General features: G+C 62.0%; 17 protein-coding genes. 4 read left to right on the top strand and 13 right to left on the bottom strand.

What is annotated here, in order from left to right; genetic code table 11:
• The first annotated feature begins 53 nt into the window (after positions 1 to 53).
• The 3 genes from ACZRMS_RS09795 to ACZRMS_RS09785 all read left to right on the top strand — a co-directional run bounded on the left by ACZRMS_RS09795 (position 54) and on the right by ACZRMS_RS09785 (position 3,572).
• On the top strand, positions 54 to 917 hold the full coding sequence (locus tag ACZRMS_RS09795) for a LysR family transcriptional regulator (RefSeq protein ID WP_463995167.1): 864 nt from the start codon (positions 54 to 56) through the stop codon (positions 915 to 917).
• 77 nt (positions 918 to 994) lie between these two features.
• The gene (gene codA, locus ACZRMS_RS09790; RefSeq protein WP_463995166.1) at positions 995 to 2,233 is read left to right on the top strand and encodes a cytosine deaminase; all 1,239 of its coding nucleotides are present in this window, start codon (positions 995 to 997) and stop codon (positions 2,231 to 2,233) included.
• Between the two features lie 94 nt (positions 2,234 to 2,327).
• Positions 2,328 to 3,572: a D-mannose isomerase gene (locus tag ACZRMS_RS09785; protein WP_463995165.1), complete on the top strand. Its 1,245-nt coding sequence runs from the start codon at positions 2,328 to 2,330 to the stop codon at positions 3,570 to 3,572.
• 846 nt (positions 3,573 to 4,418) lie between these two features.
• Here ACZRMS_RS09785 and ACZRMS_RS09780 read toward each other — a convergent pair.
• The 6 genes from ACZRMS_RS09780 to ACZRMS_RS09755 form a co-directional block, all read right to left on the bottom strand.
• The gene (locus tag ACZRMS_RS09780; RefSeq protein ID WP_463995164.1) at positions 4,419 to 6,854 is read right to left on the bottom strand and encodes a TonB-dependent siderophore receptor; all 2,436 of its coding nucleotides are present in this window, start codon (positions 6,852 to 6,854) and stop codon (positions 4,419 to 4,421) included.
• A 101-nt stretch (positions 6,855 to 6,955) separates the two neighbouring features.
• Entirely contained in the window at positions 6,956 to 7,933 is a 978-nt protein-coding gene (locus tag ACZRMS_RS09775) for a FecR family protein (RefSeq protein WP_463995163.1), read from the bottom strand.
• On the bottom strand, positions 7,930 to 8,442 hold the full coding sequence (locus ACZRMS_RS09770) for a sigma-70 family RNA polymerase sigma factor (RefSeq protein WP_463995162.1): 513 nt from the start codon (positions 8,440 to 8,442) through the stop codon (positions 7,930 to 7,932). The genes ACZRMS_RS09775 and ACZRMS_RS09770 overlap by 4 nt, the downstream gene beginning before the upstream one ends.
• 140 nt (positions 8,443 to 8,582) lie before the next feature.
• Positions 8,583 to 9,329, bottom strand: a complete 747-nt coding sequence (locus ACZRMS_RS09765; protein WP_463995161.1) for an SDR family oxidoreductase — start codon at positions 9,327 to 9,329, stop codon at positions 8,583 to 8,585.
• Positions 9,330 to 9,394: 65 nt separating this feature from the next.
• Positions 9,395 to 11,491 carry a putative bifunctional diguanylate cyclase/phosphodiesterase gene (locus ACZRMS_RS09760; protein ID WP_463995160.1) on the bottom strand — a complete coding sequence of 699 codons (2,097 nt, stop codon included), beginning with the start codon at positions 11,489 to 11,491 and terminating at the stop codon, positions 9,395 to 9,397.
• 117 nt (positions 11,492 to 11,608) lie between these two features.
• Positions 11,609 to 12,502: a LysR family transcriptional regulator gene (locus tag ACZRMS_RS09755; RefSeq protein WP_463995159.1), complete on the bottom strand. Its 894-nt coding sequence runs from the start codon at positions 12,500 to 12,502 to the stop codon at positions 11,609 to 11,611.
• 150 nt (positions 12,503 to 12,652) lie between these two features.
• Here ACZRMS_RS09755 and ACZRMS_RS09750 point away from each other — a divergent pair, with 150 nt between their 5' ends.
• Positions 12,653 to 14,176: an MFS transporter gene (locus ACZRMS_RS09750; protein WP_463995158.1), complete on the top strand. Its 1,524-nt coding sequence runs from the start codon at positions 12,653 to 12,655 to the stop codon at positions 14,174 to 14,176.
• Between the two features lie 141 nt (positions 14,177 to 14,317).
• On the opposite strand, the gene ACZRMS_RS09745 is transcribed toward ACZRMS_RS09750, so the two are convergent.
• From ACZRMS_RS09745 to ACZRMS_RS09715, 7 genes are all read right to left on the bottom strand, one after another.
• On the bottom strand, positions 14,318 to 15,526 hold the full coding sequence (locus ACZRMS_RS09745; RefSeq protein WP_463995157.1) for an acetyl-CoA C-acyltransferase: 1,209 nt from the start codon (positions 15,524 to 15,526) through the stop codon (positions 14,318 to 14,320).
• A gap of 8 nt (positions 15,527 to 15,534) precedes the next feature.
• Positions 15,535 to 16,005, bottom strand: a complete 471-nt coding sequence (locus ACZRMS_RS09740; RefSeq protein WP_463995156.1) for a MaoC family dehydratase — start codon at positions 16,003 to 16,005, stop codon at positions 15,535 to 15,537.
• Positions 16,002 to 16,787, bottom strand: coding sequence for an SDR family oxidoreductase (locus tag ACZRMS_RS09735; RefSeq protein WP_122783647.1), 786 nt, complete (start codon positions 16,785 to 16,787; stop codon positions 16,002 to 16,004). The genes ACZRMS_RS09740 and ACZRMS_RS09735 overlap by 4 nt, the downstream gene beginning before the upstream one ends.
• A 137-nt stretch (positions 16,788 to 16,924) precedes the next feature.
• Positions 16,925 to 17,803, bottom strand: a complete 879-nt coding sequence (locus ACZRMS_RS09730; RefSeq protein WP_463995155.1) for an SDR family oxidoreductase — start codon at positions 17,801 to 17,803, stop codon at positions 16,925 to 16,927.
• A 10-nt stretch (positions 17,804 to 17,813) separates the two neighbouring features.
• Positions 17,814 to 18,965: an acetyl-CoA C-acetyltransferase gene (locus ACZRMS_RS09725; protein WP_463995154.1), complete on the bottom strand. Its 1,152-nt coding sequence runs from the start codon at positions 18,963 to 18,965 to the stop codon at positions 17,814 to 17,816.
• 3 nt (positions 18,966 to 18,968) lie between these two features.
• Complete coding sequence (locus ACZRMS_RS09720; protein WP_463995153.1) at positions 18,969 to 20,027, bottom strand: acyl-CoA dehydrogenase family protein; 1,059 nt, start codon at positions 20,025 to 20,027, stop codon at positions 18,969 to 18,971.
• 8 nt (positions 20,028 to 20,035) lie between these two features.
• Positions 20,036 to 21,190 (bottom strand): acyl-CoA dehydrogenase family protein, encoded by a 1,155-nt coding sequence (locus tag ACZRMS_RS09715; protein ID WP_463995152.1) that lies wholly within the window; start codon positions 21,188 to 21,190, stop codon positions 20,036 to 20,038.
• Positions 21,191 to 21,193 lie beyond the last annotated feature (3 nt).

Raw genomic sequence — 21,193 nt, 5'->3', positions numbered from 1 at the left:
GCAGACCCTGCGCAAGCCCTTACACTGACCGCCCCCTGCACACTGGCGCGTTTATGGACCTCGACCTGGCCCGCACCTTCCTTGAAATCGTTCGCTACGCCAGCCTTGCTGGCGCCGCCGAAAAACTGCACATCACCCAGACGGCCGTCACCGCGCGGCTGCAAAAACTCGAAAGCCTGCTGGGTGTGACCCTGTTTATCCGCAACCGCGCCGGGGCACGGCTGACACCCGAGGGCGAAGCTTTTGTGGTGTACGCCAATCAACTGCTGCAAACCTGGGAGGCCGCCCGCCGCGATCTGCCACGCCCCGAAGGGTTGCATCAGATGTTGCACATCGGTGGCGAAGTCAGCCTGTGCAACCCGCTGATCCTCAGTTGGGCCAAGGCCCTGCGCCAGCACCTCACCACCCATGCCCTGCGGGTGCAGATACGCGATTGCGAATGGTTGTTGCGCCAGCTCGAAATGGGCCTGCTGGACGCCGCGCTGGTCTATCAGCCAGCCTATTGGCCCGGCGTGCAGGTCGAGCAATTGCTGGAAGAAAAACTGATCCGGATTCGCCGCCCCGACCTGTCCGACCCCTATGTCTACGTCGACTGGGGCGACGACTTTCGCCGTCAGCATGACGCCGCCCTCCCCGACAAGGCACGGGCCGCCATCAGCTTCAACCTGGGGCCGGTGGCCTTGCATTACATCCTGCAAAACGGTGGCAGCGGCTACTTCCGTACACGCGTGGTGCAGAGTTACCTGGACAGCGGCGTACTGGAGCGGGTGCCCAAAGCCCCCGAATTCAGCTACCCGACCTATCTGGTGTATTCCCGCGAGCGCGACAGCGCGGCCCTGCAACACGCCATCGAGTTGCTGCGCGACATGGTCAAACAGGACAGCGACTGGTCACAAAGCTGGGTACCGGAGATTTAAGCGCCCCCCTGCCGCGGTTGGCAACATTGAGCTACATTTTCTCAGGACGCCGTGAGCCTTCCCCACAAGGATCAACCATGAACCTGATCAATGCCCGACTGCGTCACGTGGATGGCCTGCACACCCTGAGCTGGGAAAACCGGGTATTCACCGCAATCACCCCACAAACCGCAAGCCTGCCCCCGGGCGCACGGGACCTGGACGCCCAGGGCCGGCTGGTGATCCCGCCGCTGGTCGAACCCCATATTCACCTGGACGCAACCCTGACCGCCGGGCAACCCGAGTGGAACATGAGCGGCACCCTGTTTGAAGGCATCGAGCGCTGGAGCCAGCGCAAGCAGACCATCACCGTTGAAGACACCAAACAGCGGGCCCATGCCACCCTGCGCATGCTGGCCGAGCACGGCATTCAACATGTGCGCACCCACATCGACGTAACCGACCCGTCGCTGGTTGCCCTGCAAGCCATGCTGCAAGTGCGCGAAGAAGCCCGCCACCTGATCGATTTGCAAATCGTGGCCTTCCCCCAGGAAGGCATCGAGTCCTATGCCGATGGCCGGGCCCTGATGGAGCGTGCCGTGGCCATGGGTGCAGACGTGGTGGGCGGCATTCCGCATTTTGAAAACACCCGCGAACAGGGCGTCAGCTCGATCCACTTCCTGATGGACCTGGCCGAGCGGCACGGTTGCCTGGTGGATGTGCATTGCGATGAAACCGACGACCCCCATTCACGCTTTCTCGAGGTCCTGGCCGAACAGGCCAGGGTACGCGGCATGGGCAGCCGGGTGACCGCCAGCCACACCACCGCCATGGGCTCCTACGACAACGCCTATTGCTCGAAACTGTTCCGGTTGCTCAAGCAGTCGGGGATCAATTTTGTCTCGTGCCCCACCGAAAGCATTCACCTGCAAGGGCGCTTCGACAGCTTTCCCAAGCGCCGGGGCGTGACCCGCGTAGCCGAACTGGATCGCGCCGGGATGAATGTCTGCTTCGGCCAGGATTCCATCATGGACCCCTGGTACCCGCTGGGTAATGGCGCCATTTTGCGGGTGCTGGATGCCGGGCTGCACATCTGCCACATGCTGGGGTTTGAAGACCTGCAGCGCTGCCTTGACCTGGTTACCGATAACAGCGCCCGTACCCTGAATCTGGGGGATGGCTACGGCCTGGCCGTGGGTCGCCCGGCCAGTCTGGTGGTGCTGGAGGCCACCAGCGATTTTGAAGCCGTACGCCTGCAGGCCAAGCCGCTGCTGTCGGTGCGCGGCGGCCAGGTACTCATGACCCGCACTCCGCAGGTGGTCCATCTGAATGCCTGAGCGGCCGGAGGATGAAACCTTTCAGCTATTCACTTCAAGAGCAATCCCTTAGGCTGCGAACGTTGAATAACTACAAGAACACCACAGGTGGCCCATGACCGATCTCACCCGCACCAGCGACAGCTGGCTCACATCCGTACCCCATCAGCAGTGGCTGCAGGATCAGGGCCAGGCGCTGGTCGACTTTGCCAAGGCCGCCCGCGTGCCCGACGGGTTCGCCCAGCTGGACTGTTTTGGCTGTCGTGCGGACGATGCGCCGGCGAACACCGTCACCACGGCGCGCATGGTGCACAGCTTTGCGCTAGCCCAAATCCAGGGCTTGCCGGGCTGCACCCCGCTGATCGACCACGGCCTGGCGGCACTGGCCGGCCCCTTGCGTGATGCCAAACACGGTGGCTGGTTTGCCAGCGCCCACGGGCAGGACGGCAATACCCGCAAAGAAGCCTATCTGCATGCCTTCGTGGCCCTCGCCGCCAGTTCCGCAGTCGTTGCCGGGCGTGGTGGCGCCGATCAATTGCTGCGTGATGCGGTGCAAATCCTCGATGAGCACTTCTGGTCGGAGCCTGAAGGCGCCCTGCTGGAAAGTTTTGCCTGTGACTGGAGTGACTGCGAGGCCTATCGCGGAGCCAACAGCAACATGCATGGCACTGAAGCCTTTCTGGCCCTGGCCGATGTACTCGACCAGGACCTGTGGCTCAACCGCGCCCTGCGCATCGCCGAACGAGTGATTCACCAGCACGCCGCACAATCGCACTACCTGCCCATCGAGCATTTCGATGCCCAGTGGCAGCCTTTGCCCGACTACAACCAGGACAACCCGGCAGACGGTTTTCGCCCGTTTGGCAAAACCCCGGGCCACGCCTTTGAATGGTCCCGCCTGTTGCTGCACCTTGAAGCTGCGCGTAAACAACGAGGCCTGCCGGCACCCGAGTGGCTGCTGGAAGACGCCCGGCAACTGTTTCGCAGCGCGTGCCAGCATGGCTGGAATGTCGATGGCAACAGCGGAATCGTCTACACCCTGGACTGGAACAACCGGCCCGTGGTGCGCGAGCGCCTGCACTGGACCCTGGCCGAAGCGTCTGCTGCGGCGGCGGCGTTACTGCAACGCACCGAAGAGCATGAGTACGAAGTCTGGTATCAACAGTTCTGGGACTATATCGACCTGCACATGATCGACCGCCAGCATGGCAGCTGGCACCACGAACTGGGGGTCGACAACCAGCCTTCGCAAAACATCTGGCCCGGCAAGCCGGACCTTTACCATGCATACCAGGCCACGTTGTTACCGCGCCTGCCGCTGGCGATCAGCCTGGCCAGCGCCCTTAAACTGCGCCGCTGAAAAAAGCCTCGGCCTGTAGCCGCTGCCGAGGATCGCAGCCTCGCGTCGCTCCTCAGCGGGTTTGTGTACTGCGCAATCTATTGCTTTGCTTGGCTTTGCTTGGCTTTGCTTTGCTTGGCTTGGCTTTGCTTTGCTTTGCTTTGCTTTGCTTTGCTTTGCTTTGCTTTGCTTTGCTTTGCTTGGTTTGGCTTTGGCTTTTGATCTGCTCTTGATCTACCTGCCCCTTCGGGAGGCCGAGTGGAGGTTCTGCGCAGTGGGTCTCCCGGCATGGATGCCGGGAGAGCCGTGTTGGGCCATGGATGGCCCGTCACGGCGTGCCCACGGAGCGTACCTGCGCGAGGGACACCTGAGCGAAGCGAGGGCCGTACGCCGGGGCAAGGCCTTTTTGGGTACTTTTGTGGCTGTTTGACAAAAGTGCCTCGCCGTAAGGGCGAAACCCGTAGAAAGCCGTGGCGCATCGAATGGATATGTACGCTGTTCAACAGCTGCAAAAACAACAGAACCACCAAGTACATATCCCCCATACACGCCCAACTGGAATAGGGGCATTCGCGTTGTTTGCACATTCCCCTGACTACAGCCAAAGCAAAGACAATAACCAGATTTGAAACAACACCCTTTTTTGTGGGAGCGAGCCTGCTCGGGAAACAGGCGACGCGATCTTCCTGGCAAACCCCAGTGATGCCTTCGCGAGCAGGCTCGCTCCCACAGCAGATTGGAAGCGTCACAGATCCCGACACCAAACAGACCGGCCTGCCGCCTTTAATCCGGCCAAGCCGTTTAGCGAGAAACACTCCGCCAGTGCATGACCGGAAACAGAGTATCTACAGGTCGATTGCAGTGACATCACCAGTCGTATTTGACCTCCAGCGCTGCCGTCCTTTGCTGCCCGTAGTAACAGCCAAAGCTGTAGTTGCACGAGGATACGTACTCGCGATCAAACAGGTTCTGAACGTTCAACTGAGTACTGACCCCTTTAAAACTCGGATCCAGAGCTGCCAGGTCGTAGCTGAGCGTGGCGTCGTACACGACAAATGACGGGGTTTTGAAAGTGTTGGCCGAATCGCCGAAGTTCTTGCCCGTGTAACGCGCACCGCCACCGAGGGTCACACCCTTCAACGCTTGCGCCGTAAAGTGATAATCCGCCCACACACTGGCCGCCCACGGTGCTTGCGCCTCACTGCGGTTGTCCTCGTTGCCGTAGTTGGATTTGCTGTAGAACACGTCCAGATACGACAGCGAAGCAATCAGGTCGATATTGCCCAGGCGGCTTTTACCCTCCAGTTCAATCCCCCGCGAGCTGACCTCACCTTCCTGAACTTGATACTCCAGATACACCAGGTCGCCAGTCAGGACGTTTTGCTGCTTGATCTCAAACACCGAGGCCGTGAGCAAGGTCGTGTCGTTCGGCTGGTACTTGACCCCTACTTCGTACTGCTTGCCGGTCATGGGCGCAAACGCCTTGCCCCCGCGGGCCGGCGCGCTGGTGCCCACCGAAGGCAGGAACGATTCGGTGTAGCTGATATACGGCGCCAGACCGAACGAGGTGACATAGGTCAGGCCTACCCGCCCGGTGAACTTGTTGTCGTTTTGCGTCTCCCGCGAATGGGCGAGCAAGTCATTGTTTTCAACTTTCGCCCAATCCTGGCGACCGCCAATGGTCAGGATAAAATTGTCCAGTTTGATCTGGTCCTGCACATAAAAACCGGTTTGCTTGACCCGGTTGTCCCATTTTGTGGTCAGGGTCGGTACACCCGTGGTGCGGTAGTTACTCGGGTTGTAGAGGTCGATGACCTCGCTGCCGCTCAAGTTGTAGCCCTGGTATTTGCGTATGAAGCTTCGGTAGTCCAAACCCACCAGCAAGGTGTGCTGCAACGGCCCGGTCACGAAGTCGCTTTGCAGGTGGTTGTCGAAGCTGTACGAGCTGTTCTGCTGGCGCCAGTCAAGCTTGGTGCGGCTGGCGTGGGTGTCGGTCGCGCCGTCCGGCGCCGTGACAAAGCGGTTCAGGTAAAAGCCCTTGTAGCGGTCGTCGACGTCGATGTAACTCAGGCTCTGACGGTAGGTCATGGCCTCGTTGAAGGCATGGGTAAACTGATAGCCCAGTACATATTGGTCGCGTTTGTAGTCATTCCATTTCGAGTCACCCAAAAACGTGTCTCGATCAATCTTGTTGCCCTGGGAGTTGCGGTACAGGCTGCCCACCGCCGGCAAGGCCTGGTAGTCGGCCAGGGCATCATCGCGCTGCAGTTGCGCATACAACGTCAGTTCGGTGTCGTCATTGGGTGCCCAGGTGAAGCTGGGCGCCAGCAGCATGCGCGAGTCTTCGGTGTAATCCACTTGTTCGCTGCCGGTGTTACCTACCCCGATCAGGCGATAGCCCAGGGTTTTGGCATCATCCAGCGGCCCGGTGAAATCAAAGCCCAGGTTGTAGCGGTCAAAACTGCCGGTGCCAACCTTGATCTGATGCCGCTCCTGCATGCTCGGACGCTTGGACACCATGTTGATCATGCCCCCCGGCTGGTTCTGGCCATACAGCACCGAGGACGGCCCCTTGAGCACTTCGATGCGCTCCAGGGTGTACGGGTCGATTTGCGGGGTGCCACCCAGGCTGCCCGCCGACGGCAGATATGCGCCATCGAGGTAGAGCAGGGTCGGTGCAAACCCGCGGCTGGTGATTTCGTCCGCGATGCTGTTGCGATCGGTGTAGCCATTGGTACTCAGGCCCGGCGTGTAACGCAACGCCTGGGTCAGGTCGCGGGCGCCCTGCACCTCCACTTGATCGGTGGTCACCACGTTGATGGTTTGCGGGATTTCCAGGATCGGCGTATCGGTTTTGGTGGCCGTCGCCGAACGGGTCGCGACAAAACCGTCAACATGACCACGGCCATCTTCGGCCACAAGCGCCGAGACCGTGGTCGCCCCCAGATTCAACGCGCCCGCTCCGGCCTGCGGGTAAACACTCAAGGCCCCGCTGTCGGTCACGCTCAGGCCCAGACCACTGCCCACCAGCGCGCGCTCGGCTGCCTGTTGCGGGGTGTACATGCCGTTTACCGCAGCAGAGGTTTTGCCCTGCAACAAGGCCGGCGCAATGGACAGGGTCAGGTTGCTGTCACGGGCGATGCGGCTCAGGGTCACGCCCAAAGGTGCGGGCGGCAGATCAAAAAAACGGACGGCACCCTGTTCAGTGTGCATTGCCTCGGCCACCGCGCATGGCAGGTGGCCGGCAATGCCCAGGGTGATCGTCAGTGCCAGCAGGCAGGGTTTTAGCGGGGCGTACGGCATGGGGCGTCCTTTCTCGTTGCAAGGTAGGCAGTTGTAACCTTGACCAACGAGCAAGGGTTTCCCCTCACGCTATTTGTAATTAATTCGCATTCGTTGAATTTTTACCGACGCACATCAATCAGGGTCAGCCAGGGCCCGTAACGCGTGACCTTGATCGGCAAGGTCTGCGCCAGCGCACTCAAGGTTTGCGGGGTATTGTCCAGCGGGAACACCCCGAACACCCGTACCCTGGCGGCTTCGGGGCTGATGCGCAGCACACCGCTCTGGTACGGGCGCAGCGCCTCGACCAGCGCCTGCAATGGCTCATCGTGCAACTCGACCCGGCCCTGCAACCATTCGGCCCGGGTGCGCGAGGTCGGGGTTTGCGGGTCAATCTGACTGGCCGTAAATGACACCGCCTGACCTGTGTCTATGCGCCGTTGCTGGCCGCCCAGGGTGTCCAGTTGCACGCTGTGCTGCTGCACGCTGGCCAGACTTTCGTCCGTTCCCTGACGCACCATGAAGCGCGTCCCCAGTGCCTGCACCTGGCCCTGGGCGGTGGTGACCACAAACGGGCGCCCGGGATCGGCAGCCACATCCACCTGCAACTCGCCTTCACGCAAGTGCACGCGCCGCTGGCCGTGGCTGAATTCGATATCCACCGCGCTGCGGGCGTTGAGCGTCAAACGGCTGCCATCGTCCAGCTGGATGGTTTTGCGCTCACCGGTGCCGGTGTGCTGGTCGGCCATCAGGCCTGTCAGAGGGGTAACGCGGTCAACCAGCCCCGCAGCTCCCAGCCCGAGCAGCAACAGTAACAAGCCGCCTTGCAGGCTTTTTTTGCGCGAACCTGAACTGCCGGCCAGCAGTGCCCGGCGTGCCGCCTGCAATTGCCCCGGGCTGCGCCGCTCGACCGATTGCAGGTCTGCCATCGGGGCTTGCAGCACCCCGGCCACTCGCTGCCAGGCGGCCATGTGGTCGGGATTTTCAGCCAGCCAGGCTTTGAACACCTGACGCTCCGAGGGGCAGGCATGCCCGGACTCAAGGCGCAGCATCCAGTCAATGGCGGCACGGGTGATCGGATCGACCTTGGCGGGGCTCATAGGGGCGGTACCTTGTGCGTCAGGCAATGAACAAAGGCGCGGCGCAAATCGCGTTCCACGGTCGCCAGCGAAACCCTCAAAAGGTCAGCGATGGCCTGCTGGGGCATGCCTTCGAGACGATTGAGCAAAAAGGCCCGCTTGACCCGCGACGGCAATCCATCGAGCACGCGATCAATGGCTTCAATCGCCTCGCGCACCAGCGCAATGTCTTCGGCAGAAGGTGCATGGGCCGGCGGCAATTCGGCCAGCTGGTCCAGATAGGTTTGCTCCAGCTTGCGCCGGCGCCACAGCGAACACAGCAGGCGGCGGGCAACGGTGCTCAGATAGGCGCGGGGTTCCTGGATGCGGTCCAGTTGTTGGGCGTCGTATGCGCGCAGAAAAGTGTCCTGGGCCAGATCGGCCGCGTCCTGCGGGCAACGCACCTGCCGCGACAGCCAGCCGCGCAACCACGCATGATTGTCCTGATACAGGCTGGCCAGCAGGCTTTTTGGATCCACAGGAGTAGGCACGATAGATAACCGGACTTAAATAGCAATAAGTCGCATTATCGTCGGATAAGAAGTAATTGCAAGTTACATGTTCGGGGGAAATGCACGGGTACAAGCTTGTGGGAGCCAGCTTGCCAGCCCCCGCAAAAGACCAGGTTGTATCAGCGCCCGCCGGCCAGATCCAGCAAGGTGCCGGTGGCATACGAAGCCTTGTCCGACAGCAGCCAGATAATCGCTTCGGCCACTTCTTCCGGGCGCCCGCCACGGCCCATTGGGATGATCGGTTCAAGTTTGCTGACCCGCCCGGGGTCGCCGCTCAAGGCGTGGAAATCGGTAAAAATATAGCCCGGGCGCACAGCGTTGACCCGGATGCCCTCGCCCGCCAGTTCCTTGGACAAGCCCAGGGTGAACGTATCCACCGCGCCCTTGGAGGCGGCGTAGTCGACATACTCGCCGGGCGCGCCCAGACGGGACGCCGCCGACGACACGTTGACGATATTGCCGCCCTGCCCGCCGTAACGTGGCGACATGCGCAGCACGGCATGCTTGGCGCACAGGATAGGGCCCAGCACGTTGGTTTTCAGGGTGTGCATGATGCGCAGTTCGGACAGCTCGTCCACCCGTGACTTGAGGCCCACGGTGCCTGCGTTGTTGACCAGCGCCGTGACCGGCCCCAACTGCTCGTCAACCTCGATGAACAGACGGATGATTTCCTCTTCGTCGCTCACATCCGCACGCACGGCGATGGCCTGCGCACCCACAGCGCGAACCTGTGCCAGCACCTCATGGGCCGCGGCATCATCGGTCAGGTAGTTGATGCAGATCCTGTATCCCTGTTGCGCCGCCAGCACGGCAGTGGCGGCACCGATGCCACGACTGCCACCGGTGATCACGATGACTTTATCCATAAAAACCTGCTCCCCTTCAACGATCCAAGTCTGGCGGCCAGAATAACCGCGAAGGGCCGGTCTTGTCAGGTCGGTGTCTGATTGCGATCCATACCGGGCCCGACGCGCTGTATATCGTGCATGAACTGCTCGGCAGGCAGGGGCTGGCCCAGCAGAAAACCTTGCAGGGCATCACAGCCCAGTGTGGTCAGAAAGCTTTGCTGGGTATCGGTTTCGACCCCTTCGGCTACGATGCGCAACCCCAGTGCCTGACCCAGCGCCACAATCGCCGAGACAATCGCCGCATCGTCGCTGTCATGCTCCAGATCACGCACAAAACCACGGTCGATTTTCAGCTCGTTGGCCGGCAGGCGCTTGAGGTACATCAGGCTGGAATAGCCGGTGCCGAAATCATCAATGGACAGGTCCACGCCCATCTGCGACAGGCGTTGCAGCACCACCATGCTCGCATCGGCATCGCTCATGGCAGTGGTTTCGGTGATTTCCAGGGTCAGGCTGTTGGCAGGCAAACGGTGGCGTTCCAGGGCTGCGACAACGCTGTCAACCAGCCCCGAATAGCAGAACTGCAAGGCCGACAGGTTGACCGCAATGCGCCAGTGGCTATAGCCCTCATCGAACCAGACACGCATCTGGCGGCACGCTTCGTTGAGCACCCACTCGCCGATGGGGATGATCAGGCCGGTTTTTTCTGCCAGGTCTATGAAGTTTTCCGGCAACAACAAACCCTGCTGCGGATGCTCCCAGCGCAACAGGGCTTCGGCACCCACCGGCTGGTTGTTGCTGGCGTCGAACTTGGGCTGGTAAAACAAGCGGAACTGTTGCAGCTCCAGTGCCTGACGCAAGTCTTGCAGCAGCTGCAATTGCTTGCGGGCGTTGGTGTTCATCGACGCATCGAAAAAGCTGTAGCCGTTTTTGCCCGCACCCTTGGCGTGGTACATGGCCGCATCGGCATTCATCAGCAACTCTTCGGCGGTCTGGCCGTTGCCGGGGTACAGGGCGATACCGACACTGGCAGAAATCAGCAGGTCATGGTCATCCACCCGGAACGCCTTGGACAGCAGGCCGACCTGGCGCGCCGCCACTTGCGGTGCATCGTCCGGTTCAAGCAAGCGCACCAGCAGCACAAACTCGTCGCCACCAATGCGCGCCAGGGTGTCCTGGCTGCGCAACTGCTCACGCAAGCGCAGGGCCACCTCACGCAGCAAGCGGTCGCCCAGGTGATGACCGAAGGCGTCATTCACCGGTTTAAAGCCGTCCAGGTCGATAAACATCAACGAGAAACACCCGCCCTGCTCCTGCACCTTATTCATCGCCTGGGCGATGCGGTCTGCCAGCAAAATCCGGTTGGGCAAGCCGGTCAGGGTGTCGTGCAGCGCCAGTTGTGTCAGCTCTTCATTGGCCAGGGTCAGTGAGTCCGCCAGGGCCGAGGTGCGGGCATCCAGTCGGGCATCGAAAATCGAGGTCAACAATGCGATGACCAGCACCGCCAGGCTGGACACCAGCACCAGATTATCCAGGCCATTGCCACTCAAACCGTCCACGGCGGCACCGCAAAAACTGCCGACGGGGAAGTTGGCCGCCGCCATGCCGGTGTAGTGCATGCCGACGATCGCCAGGCCCATGATGACCGCAGCTGCGCCCCGCGCCAGACGGACGTATGGGGTTTGCCGGCGAAGGTGGAAGGCGATCGACAGCGCGGCAGCCGAAGCCCCCACCGCTATCAGCAACGACAGGCCAAACAGCGTCGGGTCGTAATCGATTCCCGGCTGCATGCGCAACGCCGCCATGCCGCTGTAGTGCATGGCGCTGATGCCCGCGCCCATGATCAAGGCGCCGAACAGTAATTGCAGCCAGGGCAGGCGCGGCTGGCTGACCAGCCACAAGGCAAAGCCTGACGACAAAATGGCCACCAGCAACGACCACAGGGTCAGCCCCAGGTCATAACCCAGTGCCAGCGGCAGCTCCAGCGCAAGCATCCCGATAAAGTGCATCGACCACACGCCAAACCCCATGGCCAGGGCACCGCCACCGATCCACAGGTACACGCTCCGGCCTCGCGCCGTGGCAATACGCCCGCTCAGATCAAGGGCGGTGTACGACGCCAGAATCGCGACACACAGGGAAATAAAAACCAGTGAGGGAGAGTAACTTGCAGAAACCATGGGTCTTCTCGTGAGCGTGTGCCGAAAGCATCCATGCCCGGTAAAAAGTGCGCGATTGTACTGCTTCCAGGCTTGAACGCACGTATATGGCCGACTAAATCCTGCAGTCTTTCAGCACTATTTCGCGTCCGGCGCGGCTGTACGCGCATCACGTTTGACCTGCTCGATGTAACGGGTCACAACGGCTGACTTTTCAAATCGGCGGTAGATCAAGGACAGCCACGATTGCGCCTCACAGCCCTCGATCGGGCGGTAAAGCACATTGGGCAGGCTGATATGCCCCACCACCGACGCTGGCACCACCGCCACCCCCTGACGCAGCGAAACCAGCGCAATCACCGCCACCAGCCCGCCGGGCTGGGCCCCCAGTTTCGGAGCGTAGCCACCCTGGGCCGCCACGTGCAGGGTGCCGCTGATTTGCTCGGGGAGGATGAAGGTCTCGTTTTGCAAATGCTCGGCGCTGATGTTTTTCAGACGCGCCAGCCAAGTATCGGCGGCCAGCGCCAGTACAAAACCCTCGGCATTCAGCCCAATTGCCTCCAGCCCCTCGTGCAGGGTCATGGGCGAGCGCACATAGCCCAAGTCGAACCGGCCTTCAATGATCCGCTCCGGCAGGCTGGCCATCGGTGCTTCACGCACACTCAGACTGACTTCGCCATAGTCGCGGGCAAACTCCTGCACCTGGCGCTGCAACACCCCCGAGTACACCGCCGAGGCGACGTAGCCCAACTCGATGTGCCCTGTCTCACCGCGCCCGGCGCGCTGGGCATTGCGTTGCGCCAGCTCGAACTGGCGCACCGTGGCTTCGGCATCGGGCAACAACGCCAGCCCCGCCTCGGTCAAGCTCACTTGCCGTTGCTCGCGCACAAACAGGCGCACCCCCAGGGCGTGCTCAAGGTCCTGGATTTGCCGGCTCAGGGTCGGTGGCGCAATCCCCAGCGTTTCAGCCGCGCGGGTGAAATTGCGTTGCTGTGCAACGGCCAGAAAATAACGGAAATGGCGTATATCCATAGCAGTATTAGCTCAAAGGTAATGAAGTGCGGGCTGCCAGCTAACAAACCCCGGGTTGCGCGGCGATACCCTGTGACCACCGCCACACTAGAGAGCCGCGAGCATGCCCGTCAAATTGATTGCCTGCAAAGTAATGCGCGAGGTGCAACGATGAAAAGCGTCAGCCCGCGCCTGACCCTGCTCACCGCCAGCGGGGTGTGCTCACTTATCGTGCTCGACACCAATATCGTCGCGGTCACCCTGCCCAGCATCGCCCGTGACCTGGGGGCCAGCTTTGTCGATATCGAATGGGTGGTCAGCGCTTATATGCTGGCGTTTGCCGCCCTGCTGCTGCCGGCCGGCAGCATTGCCGACCGCTTCGGCCGCAAAAAGACCCTGCTCTGGGGTTTGAGCATTTTTATCCTTGCGTCCCTGGGATGCGGTGCGGCGCCCACCAGCCTGCTGCTGGAGATCGCCCGTGCCGTCAAAGGCGTGGGCGCGGCCCTGCTGTTGACGTCTGCACTGGCTTCCATCGGGCACGCCTTCCACGACGAAGTGGAACGGGCCAAGGCCTGGGCCTTCTGGGGCGCCTGCATGGGCGTGGCCATGACCGCCGCACCGACCCTTGGCGGGCTGATCACCGAGTACCTGGGCTGGCGCTGGATTTTCTACCTCAACCTGCCAGTGGGCCTGCTGCTGATGGTGCTGGTCAGGCATGCCATTGGCGAATCCCGCGACCCGCAATCCGCGCGGCTCGACCCCTGGGGCAGCCTGGCTTTCAGCGCCAGCTTGCTGTGTCTGATCTGGGGCCTGATCGAAGCCAACCGCATTGGCTGGAACAATCCGCTGACCTATGCCCGGGTCTGTGCCGGGGTGCTGTTGCTGGGCCTGTTCGTGCTGATCGAAGCCTTGCAGCGCCGGCCCATGATTGACCTTCAATTGTTCCGCCATCCGCGTTTTATCGGCGCTCTGCTGGGCATGTTCGCCTACGCGGGGTGCGCTCAGGTGATGATGACCCTGTTGCCGTTTTATCTGCAGAACGGCCTGGGTTTCAGCGCAGTCGCATCAGGCCTGGGAATGTTGCCGTTTGCCCTGACCATGCTGATTTGCCCGCGTATCGGCGCTCGCCTGGCGTCGCGCTTCAGCCCCGCCAGCATGATGGCCGCGGGCTTGACCCTGGTGGGTTGCGGCAACCTGCTCAGCGCCTGGGCGGTGGAGCATGGCGGCTATTTGAGTTTTGCGCTGACCACGGCGGTGACGGGAGCCGGGGCCGGACTGCTCAATGGTGACACCCAGAAAAACATCATGGCCTGCGTGCCCCGCGACCGCGTGGGAATGGCGTCCGGCATGAGCACGACCATGCGCTTCAGTGCCATTGTGCTGGCCATCGGTGTGTTCGGCGCCTTGCTGGGCAGCCATACCGAGCAGAATCTGCAGGCCAGCCTCAACGGGCAATGGCTGGAGCAGAGTCATTTTATTGCTTCGCGGGTGGTGGCCGGGGATATGCAGGGAGCGCTGAGCCAATTGCCCGAAGCGGTGCAGGCGCAGGTTCAGCCGCTGGCGACCCGGGCCTTTGTGACGGGGTTTAGCGTGGTGTTGTGGGTGGCGGGAGTGCTGGGGTTGATCGGTGCACTTGTGGTGGGGACGTTGATGCGCAAGCCTGTTCCGCCATCACGATTGGCCATAACCCCATAAGCCCTGTGGGAGCGGCGGCAGGCCTTGCTCGCGATAGCATCTCTGCGGTCAATCTGAAAGACCGCGTTGTTTGCATCGCGAGCAAGGCGTACCGCCGCTCCCACAACATCAAAATCCGAGGGGCTTTTGATCTTCAGAGCTTCAATTGAGCTCAAACAACCCCGCCGCCCCCATACCGCCGCCGATGCACATGGCAACCACCACAAACCGTGCGCCACGACGGCGGCCTTCCAGCAAGCTGTGGCCCACCATCCGGGCACCCGACATGCCGAACGGGTGACCAATGGAAATCGCCCCGCCGTTAACGTTCAAGCGGTCATTGGGGATCTGCAGGAAATCTCGGCAGTACACCACCTGGCACGCGAACGCTTCGTTGATCTCCCACAGGTCGATGTCCGAAACAGTCAGGCCAAACCGCTTGAGCAATTTGGGAATCGCGAACACCGGGCCAATGCCCATTTCTTCCGGCGCACAACCGCTCACGGCAATCCCGCGGTACACGCCCAGCGCTTCGATGCCGCGCTGTTTGGCTTCGGCACGGCTCATCAGCAGCACCGCCGATGCGCCATCGGAGAACTGCGAGGCATTACCGGCAGTGATGAACTCGCCCTGCTGCACCCATTTGCCGTCTTTCCACACCGGCTTGAGTGCGGACAGATCCTCAAGGGTGGTGGACGGCCGATTGCATTCGTCGCGATCGGCAATCACGTCCTGATAACCACTGGGCTTGCCTTCCTTGTCGAACAGCAGCTTGCGCGCTGCCAAAGGCACGATCTCGTCAGCGAACAAACCGCCAGCCTGGGCGGCAGCGGTACGCTGCTGGCTTTGCAGGGAATACTGGTCCTGCACTTCACGGCTGATGTTGTAACGCCGGGCCACGATCTCTGCGGTTTCGAGCATCGGGATATAGGCCGTGGGCATGCATGCAAGCACCGCCTCGGACTGGGCGCGGTAGGTGTTTTTATACTTGTTCTGGGTCAGTGACAGCGACTCCACGCCACCGGCCACGGCAATCGACATTTCGCCGGTCATGATGCCTTTGGCGGCCACACCGATACTCATCAGGCCCGAGGCGCACATGCGGTCAATCGCCATGCCCGGCACAGTGTCGGGCAGGCCGCCGGTGTTGGCGCACAAACGCCCGATGTTGTAGCCCTGGCTACCTTGCTGGGCGGCGGCACCCATGATCACGTCTTCCACTGAACCCGGCTCGATGCCTGCGCGCTCAACCACCGCACGCACTACGTGCCCGCCCAGTACCGGCGCTTCCGTGTCGTTGAATGAACCACGGAAGGATTTGGTCAGGGCGGTTCGGGCGGTGGATACGATCACTACGTCATTCAGATTCATGCTCAGGCTCACTTCTCAAGAGGGTTGAAGGTGTAGCGGCTGATGGTGTCCACCACGCAGCCCGGGCGATCGCTGCCCTCGATTTCGACACTGATGCGCACCACCACCTGCAATGCCTGGCCCTGTGCCTCGACCTGCATGATCTGGCCATGCCCGCGCACCCGCGAACCGACCTTGACCGCTGCCGGAAAGCGCACCCGGTCACTGCCGTAGTTGACGCCCATGGCCAGGTTTTCGAACTGCATCAGTTGCGGCATAAACAGATTGGCCAGTGACAGGGTCAGGTAACCGTGGGCGATACAGGCACCGAACGGCCCCTTTGCGGCACGTTCAGGGTCGACATGAATCCACTGATGATCGCCAGTGGCCTCGGCAAACAGGTTGATCCGCTCCTGGGTCAGCAACAGCCAGTCCGTGCGGCCCAGGTCTTGCCCTTGTGCCGCGAGCATCTGCCCGGCACTGCGAAATAGTGTACTCATGCCTGTTGCGAGCTGACGGGCAGCACTTCGCCGACCATGTACGAGGCGTAGTCGCTGGCCAGGAACACCATCACGTTGGCCACTTCCCATACTTCGGCCGCACGGCCAAAGGCTTCGCGGCTGGTCAGTTGTTCCAGCAGTTCGCTGCTGGAGGCTTTTTTCAGGAAGTCATGCAAGGCAATGGACGGCGCCACGGCATTGATGCGCACGCCGCTCTCGGCAGCTTCCAGCGCACTGCAACGGGTCAGGGCCATGACCCCGGCCTTGGCGGCAGCGTAATGGGCCTGCTCTTTCTGTGCGCGCCAACCCAGCACCGAGGCGTTGTTGACGATGGCACCGGCGCCACGGCGCTCCATGTGCGGGAGCATGGCGCGGGTCATGCGCATGGTGCCGGTCAGGGTGATATCCAGCACCGAGGACCATTGCTGATCGGTCATTTCAGTGAGGCGTACCTGACCGCCAAGCCCTGCGTTATTGATCAACACGTCGACCCCGCCCAATGCGTCTTCGGCGGCGGCGACCAGCGCCTGTACATCGGCTTCGACGGTGACGTTGCACAACTGCCCGAACACCGCCTGCAACCCGGTTTCGGCCTTGAGACGCTCCACCGCTTCTTCGAGGCGGCGCGGGTGGATATCAGAAATCATCAGGGCGCGGCAGCCCTCTTCGGCGCAGCGCTTGGCGGCGGCATAACCGATGCCGGCACCGGCAGCGGCGGTGATCAAAATCGACTTGCCGGCCAGCAACTGGTGGCCTGGCACGTAGGGGGGAGCTTGTCTCATGGTTGAATTCTCCAGTTAAAACAAAATTCCACTGTGGGAGCTGGCTTGCCAGCGATGGGATCAACCCGGTCTGGCAGGCATGCCGCGTCGCTTGAATCGCTGGCAAGCCAGCTCCAACAGGTCATTTCCATCAGTGCTCAGCTACCCCAAACCCTTTGCGGCGCGGGGGCTTCGGCCAGGATCTGACCCATGGCCACACCCACTTCTTCGGGCTGCCATTGCGCGCCCTTGTCGCGGGTCACCCCGGTGCGCCAGCCATCGCCCAGGGAAAGGCGTCCGCCCTGGCTTTCGATGATCTGCCCGGTCACATGGCCCGACAGTTCGCTGCCCAGCCACACCACCAGCGGTGCTACGTTTTCCGGAGCCCAGGCATCGAAGCCGCCGTCTTCGGGTTTCTTCACCACGTCCGGCATTGCGCTTTCCGTCATCGAGGTTCGCGCTGCCGGGGCCAGCGCATTGGCCGTCACGCCATAGCGCGCCAGCTCTGCCGCCTGCACCAGGGTCAAGGCGGCAATCCCGCCCTTGGCCGCGCTGTAGTTGGATTGCCCCACCGAGCCCTGCAAGCCGGCGCCGGAACTGGTGTTGATGATGCGTGCTGCTACCGGTTGCCCGGCCTTGGCCAGATCACGCCAGCGCTTGCCCAGAATATTGGCCAGGCAGAAGTGCCCCTTCAGATGCACGCGCATCACCGCATCCCAATCGTCTTCACTCAGGCTGATAAACATCCGGTCGCGCAAGATGCCCGCGTTGTTCACCAGCACATGCACTTCGCCAAATGCAGCCAGGGCCGCATCGACGATGTTTTGCGCCGTGGCAACGGTGGTGATGTCATCGGCATTGGCGATCGCCTGACCGCCCAGTTCGCGTATTTCGTCCACCACTTCTTCAGCGGCGTCACGGCGAATATCGTTAACCACCACGTTGGCGCCCTGCCCGGCAAAAGCCAATGCATAGGCCCGGCCCAAACCGCCGCCGGCGCCAGTAATGATGACGGTACGTCCTGCACAAATTGCCATGTCAATGCTCCTAGAGGCGCTCAATTATCGTCACGTTGGCTTGCCCGCCGCCTTCGCACATGGTCTGCAAGCCATAACGGCCGCCGGTACGCTCCAGCTGGTTGAGCAGGCTGGTCATCAAGCGTGCGCCGCTGGCGCCCAATGGATGGCCGAGAGCAATTGCACCGCCATTGGCGTTGGTTTTGGCCGGGTCGTAATCCAGTTCTTGGGCCCAGGCCATGACCACCGAGGCAAAGGCTTCGTTGATCTCCACCAGGTCGATGTCGTTCATGCTCATGCCGGCTTTCTTCAGTGCGGCACGGGTCGCGGCAATCGGTGCGGTGAGGTGCCAGATCGGGTCGTCGCCCATCACCGACAGGTGATGAATCCGCGCGCGAGGCGTAAGGTTGTAGCGTTTGAGCGCCGCTTCCGAGACCACCAGCAACGCCGCCGAGGCATCGCAGGTCTGGCTGGAAACAGCGGCGGTGATCGACGGAAATTCGGCGGCCACAGGCTCCAGCTCAGCCATTTTGGCCAGGCTGGTGTGACGCGGGGTCTCGTCGTCCCACACCCCTTCGCAGGGCACGATTTCGTTGACGAAACGGCGCCCGGCAATGGCATCCAGTGCCCGACGATGGCTTTCCAGGGCGTAGGCTTCCATCTGCTGACGGCTGATGTTCCAGTGATCGGCAATGCGCTGGGCAGCGTAGAACTGGTTCACCGGCTGGTCGCCGAAACGCGCTTTCCAGCCTTTGCTGCCGGAAAACGGATCGCTGAAACCCAGTGGCTGACCGGCCAGCATCGCGGAAGAAATCGGGATCTGGGTCATGGTTTGCACACCGCCAACCGCGATCACATCCTGGGTGCCGCTCATTACGGCTTGCGCGGCAAAGTGCAGCGCCTGCTGCGAGGAGCCGCACTGGCGATCAATCGTGGTGCCGGGCACGTTGAGCGGCAAACCGGCGGCCAGCCAACTGGTGCGGGCGATATCACCGGCCTGCGAGCCGATGGTGTCGACGCAGCCGAAAATCACGTCATCGTATTCGTCGGCCGGGATCTGGTTGCGCTCGACCAGCGCCTTGAGCACATGGGCGCCCAGGTCGATCGCATGGACATGGGCCAGGCCGCCCTTGCGCTTGCCGGTGGGGCTGCGCAGGGCATCAACAATATAGGCTTGGGGCATCAATCAATCCTCGAAGGTATGGCCAGGGCCCAAAGGCGCCGCACCGCTGAGTACATGTTCGGCCACACGATTTTTATGCAGCGCGCGATCTCCCCAGGCGTTATCCAGTGCCCAGGCGCGTTTCATGAACATTTGCAGGTCGACTTCCCACGTGTAGCCCATGGCACCGTGAACCTGAATGCCGTGGCGCGCCGCCAGCCAGCTGGCTTCGCAGCACGCCAGGCGTGCTTGCGACACCCACACCGAGGCGTTTTTCTCGCCGTGAGCCAGGGCATAAGCGGCGCGGTACAGCACCGGTTTGGCAAATTCGAGCTGGGTGGCGACGTCGGCCAGGTGATGCTTGACCGCCTGGAAGCTGCCGATCGGCTTGCCGAACTGCTTGCGCTGGGCGGCGTAGTCCACCGACAAATCCAGCATGCGCTGGGCAAGGCCAATCAGTTGCCCGGCCACCGACAGCGCGCCCCGGTCCAGGGTTTGCGCCCACAAGGCCCGGCCCTGCTCGCCCTGGGCCACCAAGGTGGCAACGCCCGGTTGCCAACTGACCTGGGCCAGACGCCGCGAGGCATCGATGCTGCTGTGCCCTTGCACATCCACCTGGCTGCGCGGCACGGCGTGAACTTCATCGCCATGGGCCAGCAGCAGCAAATTGGCGTGGGCGGCATCGGCCACCAACGGGTTCACCGGATGGCCGATGGCAATCCGCAGGCTGCCGTCGGCGATGCCTTCCAGCCATTCGCCGCGACGGACAACGCTGTCGGGCAACCCGGCGATCAGGGCGCTGGCCACATAGGCGGTATCGGCCAGGGAGTCCGGGATGGCGTAGTAACCCAGCTCCTGAGTCATCAGGGCCCAGGCCACATCGTCCATGCCCAGGCCACCGAAGGCTTCGGGCACCGACAGCGCCGTGAGGCCCTGTTCGGCAATTTTGTTGCGCAGGTCCGGGGAGCGACCCGCGTCGGTTTCCCAGATTTCACGAAGCATTTCCGGCGCCGCTTCGGTCATCAAAAAGCGGCTGATGGCTTCGCGGAAGGTTTGCTGGTCGTCAGTAAAGGTAAAGTCCATCCCCGGCCTCACTTCGGCAGGCCGAGCATGCGCTCGGCGATGATATTGCGCTGGATCTCGTTGGTTCCGGCGTAGATGGGCCCGGCCTGGGCAAACAGGAAGCCCTCCATCCAGTCGTGGCCATCCGCCGATTTTCCGGTCAGTTCGCCGCTGGCTCCGAGGATGCGCATGGCGGTTTCATGCATGCGCAAATCCAGTTCCGACCAGATGATTTTGTTGGTGCTCGATTCGGCACCAATCTGCGCCCCTCGACTCAGGCGGCCCACTGTGTGGTAGGCGGACAAGGCGTAGGCTTGCGCGTCCATCCAGGCTTTGCACACCGCCTCACCCAGGCTCGGGTCGCGGGCGGCGCTGGCGCGGTTGGCCTGGTACAGCTCGACCAACTTGCGGGCGGTGTACTGAAAGCGCGCCGGGGAACGCAGCAGCAAGCCACGCTCGAAACCGGCGGTGGCCATCGCCACGTGCCAGCCCTGCCCTTCATCACCGATGCGGTTTTCCAGGGGGATGCGCACGTCGTCGAAAAATACTTCGGCAAACGCATCCTTGCCATTGAGAGCCTTGATCGGACGCACGGTCACGCCCGGTGCATTGAGCGGCACCATGACGAACGACAGGCCGTGATGGCGGCTCGACGTGGGGTCGCTGCGAAACAGGCCGAACAGCCAGTCAGCAAAAATGGCCCGGGTCGACCAGGTTTTCTGGCCGTTGAGCACGTAGCTGTCGCCGTCGCGGGTGGCCTTGCTGGTGATCGCGGCCATGTCCGAACCGGCATTCGGCTCGGACCAGCCCTGGGCCCACATATCGGCACTGGCAGCCATGCGTGGCAGAAAGCGTTTTTTCTGTGCTTCGGTGCCGAACTCCATCAGGGTGGGACCAAGCAGTAACTGGCCGTTCTGGTTGACCCGCATCGGCGCGCCGGCCCCGTAATATTCTTCTTCGAAAATCAGCCACTCGATCAGGTCGCAACCGCGACCGCCCAGCGCCGTGGGCCACATCACCATCGACAGACGGCTGTCGAACAATTTGGCTTCCCACTGGCGGTGCTGTTCAAAACCTTCGCGGGTGTCGTAGCTGGCCAAGGGTTCGGCCGGCAGGTTGGCCGCCAACCAGTGGCGTACCTCCTGGCGAAAGGCCTTTTGTTTGGGGGAGTAAGTCAGGTCCATCGT

Source organism: Pseudomonas sp. B424 (assembly GCF_055408345.1).
This window is presented reverse-complemented; position numbering and strand designations above follow the sequence as displayed.

Excerpts from the sequence above, each read along its gene's own strand:
- ACZRMS_RS09795 (WP_463995167.1), top strand. The coding sequence starts at position 54 with ATGGACCTCGACCTGGCCCGCACCTTCCTTGAAATCGTTCGCTACGCC.
- codA (WP_463995166.1), top strand. The coding sequence starts at position 995 with ATGAACCTGATCAATGCCCGACTGCGTCACGTGGATGGCCTGCACACC.
- ACZRMS_RS09785 (WP_463995165.1), top strand. The coding sequence starts at position 2,328 with ATGACCGATCTCACCCGCACCAGCGACAGCTGGCTCACATCCGTACCC.
- ACZRMS_RS09780 (WP_463995164.1), bottom strand. The coding sequence starts at position 6,854 with ATGCCGTACGCCCCGCTAAAACCCTGCCTGCTGGCACTGACGATCACC.
- ACZRMS_RS09775 (WP_463995163.1), bottom strand. The coding sequence starts at position 7,933 with ATGAGCCCCGCCAAGGTCGATCCGATCACCCGTGCCGCCATTGACTGG.
- ACZRMS_RS09765 (WP_463995161.1), bottom strand. The coding sequence starts at position 9,329 with ATGGATAAAGTCATCGTGATCACCGGTGGCAGTCGTGGCATCGGTGCC.
- ACZRMS_RS09760 (WP_463995160.1), bottom strand. The coding sequence starts at position 11,491 with ATGGTTTCTGCAAGTTACTCTCCCTCACTGGTTTTTATTTCCCTGTGT.
- ACZRMS_RS09755 (WP_463995159.1), bottom strand. The coding sequence starts at position 12,502 with ATGGATATACGCCATTTCCGTTATTTTCTGGCCGTTGCACAGCAACGC.
- ACZRMS_RS09750 (WP_463995158.1), top strand. The coding sequence starts at position 12,653 with ATGAAAAGCGTCAGCCCGCGCCTGACCCTGCTCACCGCCAGCGGGGTG.
- ACZRMS_RS09745 (WP_463995157.1), bottom strand. The coding sequence starts at position 15,526 with ATGAATCTGAATGACGTAGTGATCGTATCCACCGCCCGAACCGCCCTG.
- ACZRMS_RS09740 (WP_463995156.1), bottom strand. The coding sequence starts at position 16,005 with ATGAGTACACTATTTCGCAGTGCCGGGCAGATGCTCGCGGCACAAGGG.
- ACZRMS_RS09735 (WP_122783647.1), bottom strand. The coding sequence starts at position 16,787 with ATGAGACAAGCTCCCCCCTACGTGCCAGGCCACCAGTTGCTGGCCGGC.
- ACZRMS_RS09730 (WP_463995155.1), bottom strand. The coding sequence starts at position 17,803 with ATGGCAATTTGTGCAGGACGTACCGTCATCATTACTGGCGCCGGCGGC.
- ACZRMS_RS09725 (WP_463995154.1), bottom strand. The coding sequence starts at position 18,965 with ATGCCCCAAGCCTATATTGTTGATGCCCTGCGCAGCCCCACCGGCAAG.
- ACZRMS_RS09720 (WP_463995153.1), bottom strand. The coding sequence starts at position 20,027 with ATGGACTTTACCTTTACTGACGACCAGCAAACCTTCCGCGAAGCCATC.
- ACZRMS_RS09715 (WP_463995152.1), bottom strand. The coding sequence starts at position 21,190 with ATGGACCTGACTTACTCCCCCAAACAAAAGGCCTTTCGCCAGGAGGTA.